Raw genomic sequence first — 2530 nt, 5'->3', positions numbered from 1 at the left:
GGGTCGATGATTATCGTAAATTAGTTCTAAAAAATAGCAAAGGCTTACCAGGGCGTTGGAAGTATTTTTGGCAGTCGGTGATCGCACTTATCGCCGTAGTTTATTTGTATATGAACGCCACCTTACCAGTACATACCCAATTAACCGTACCATTTTTTAAATCAGTGACAATCGGCCTGGGAGTATTTTTCCCCGTTCTGGCTTATTTCGTTATTGTCGGTAGTTCAAATGCCGTGAATTTGACTGATGGCTTAGATGGTTTAGCCATTATGCCTATCGTTATGGTGGCTGGAGCTTTGGGTATTTTTGCCTATGCCTCCAGTAATGCCGTGCATGCTCATTACTTAGGAATACCTTTTGTTCCTAATGAAGGCGAGCTAACCATTTTCTGTGCGTCCATTGTTGGTGCCGGCCTTGGCTTCCTTTGGTACAATAGTTATCCTGCCCAATTATTCATGGGGGATGTCGGGTCTTTAGCCTTAGGCGCGGCTTTAGGGATTGTTGCGATAGTCGTTCGCCAAGAATTAGTATTGTTGTTGATGGGGGGGGTTGTTTGTGATTGAAACGCTTTCGGTAATTTTACAAGTGGGTTACTTTAAATATACTCATGGCAAGCGTTTATTCCGTATGGCACCACTGCATCATCATTTTGAATTAAAAGGTTGGTCTGAGCCAAAGATAATCGTACGTTTTTGGATTATCACTGTTGTATTTGTGTTATGCGGATTGGCTACTTTAAAACTTCGATAGACAAGGTGCATTCATGAAACATCCTCTATATTTAGTTGCAGGGTTAGGTAAAACAGGGCTTTCAGTAGCGCGTTATTTACAGAGAAATAACAAGCCGTTCGTTGCTTTTGATACACGGCCGCAAGCCCCTAATTTAGTTGAATTTACTGCTGAATTTCCAGAGGCCAGGGTTTATACGCAACAGATTCCTGATGAAGTGCTGGGGCAATTAACGGACATTATCGCCAGCCCCGGTTTAGCCTTGGATATGCCTTTTTTAAATCAAGCACGAGCTGCAGGAATTCCTATCTATGGCGATATTGAATGTCTAGCACGTGAAATTCATGCTCCAGTGATTGCGATCACCGGAACTAACGGCAAGTCTACAGTAACTACTTTAGTCGGCGAAATGGCAAAGGCTGCCGGATTTAATGTCGCTGTTGCTGGCAATATTGGCACTCCGGTGTTGGATATGCTTGATGATGAACATCAGTATGACTTGTGGGTTTTAGAACTATCAAGTTTTCAATTGGATTTAACACATTCCTTAAAACCGGTTGCTGCAACCATCCTTAATGTATCACCTGATCACTTAGATAGACATCATACGATGGAGGCTTATATTGCTGCCAAACAACGCGTCTATGATCATGCTGAAGTGTCGCTTTATAATCGTGAAGATGTACACACTGTGCCTGCTGTATCAGCAAACTCTATCTCTTTTGGTCAAGATGTACCTACGGCAGGGAATTGGGGCTTAATTAGTAAAGACGGAAAAACATATTTAGCGAAAGGAACTACTTGCATTTTAGCTGCAGAGTCTGTATTAATCAAAGGAGTGCATAATTGGCTCAATGCTTTGGCCGCATGTGCTTTAGCTGATGCCGCAGGGATTGCGCAGTCGCATATTGTACACGTACTAACAACGTTCTCTGGTTTATCTCATCGCTGTCAGTGGGTGCGAACCCTCGATGGTGTTGAATGGATAAACGATTCAAAAGGGACAAATATTGGTGCGACAATCTCTGCAATTAATGGAATAGGAGGTTCTATGCAAGGAAGGATTGTGCTTATCGCGGGGGGACAAGGAAAAGGGGGTGATTTTACTGAGTTGGCACTACCCATCGCAGATTTTGTTCGTTCTATTGTTTTGATTGGTGAAGATGCCGATAAAATTGAAGCGGCTTTGGCTGATGTGGTTCCAATCGCACGCGCTTCTTCATTAGATAATGCAGTGGCAGTAGCCAAAACGCAAGCCAAACCCGGAGATGTGGTTTTGTTATCTCCAGCTTGTGCCAGTTTGGATATGTTCCGTGATTTTAATCATCGCGGAGAATTGTTTACTTCTCTTGTATGCGGACTTTAGGGCATGAAACCAAGACACGTTAATCAAAGAGGTAAACCTGTAAGTAAACCCATTTCTCTTTATGACAAGTGGCTGATTAGTGTTGTCATTGGTTTATTAATTATTGGCTTGATGATGGTTGCATCAAGCTCAGTCATGATTTCTACCAAATATTTTCATCAACCCTTTCATTTTTTAATTCGTCAGGCCTGTTATTTATTTGCAGGTTTAATGCTTGCCTTAATCGTGGTGCGTACGGACAGCAGCTTTTGGGAGCGTATTAGTGGCCCCATGCTCATGGTCTGTTTGTTCATGTTGCTCATCGTATTAATTCCTGGCATTGGAAAAATGGTGAATGGTAGTCGACGTTGGTTATCGGTTGGACCAATAGGGGTGCAAGTTTCGGAGATTGCAAAACTTACCATGATTTTTTACCTCGCAGGCTACTTGGTCCGC

General features: G+C 42.7%; 2 protein-coding genes and 1 pseudogene. All 3 read left to right on the top strand.

Going from position 1 to position 2530, the window contains the following annotated elements; translation table 11 throughout:
* Positions 1-750, top strand: a pseudogene (mraY, locus tag ACQY7T_RS09480) (phospho-N-acetylmuramoyl-pentapeptide-transferase); the annotation flags it as partial.
* 13 nt (positions 751-763) lie between these two features.
* On the top strand, positions 764-2095 hold the full coding sequence (gene murD, locus ACQY7T_RS09475) for a UDP-N-acetylmuramoyl-L-alanine--D-glutamate ligase (protein WP_428412955.1): 1332 nt from the start codon (positions 764-766) through the stop codon (positions 2093-2095).
* Between the two features lie 3 nt (positions 2096-2098).
* The coding region (locus ACQY7T_RS09470) for an FtsW/RodA/SpoVE family cell cycle protein (protein ID WP_428412954.1) at positions 2099-2530 on the top strand (432 nt) is incomplete at its 3' end.

Source organism: Legionella sp. (genome assembly GCF_965140895.1).
In the GTDB taxonomy this organism is placed as follows: domain Bacteria; phylum Pseudomonadota; class Gammaproteobacteria; order Legionellales; family Legionellaceae; genus Legionella.
This window is presented reverse-complemented; position numbering and strand designations above follow the sequence as displayed.

Coding starts and splice junctions, on each gene's coding strand:
- murD (WP_428412955.1), top strand. CDS start 764: ATGAAACATCCTCTATATTTAGTTGCAGGGTTAGGTAAAACAGGGCTT.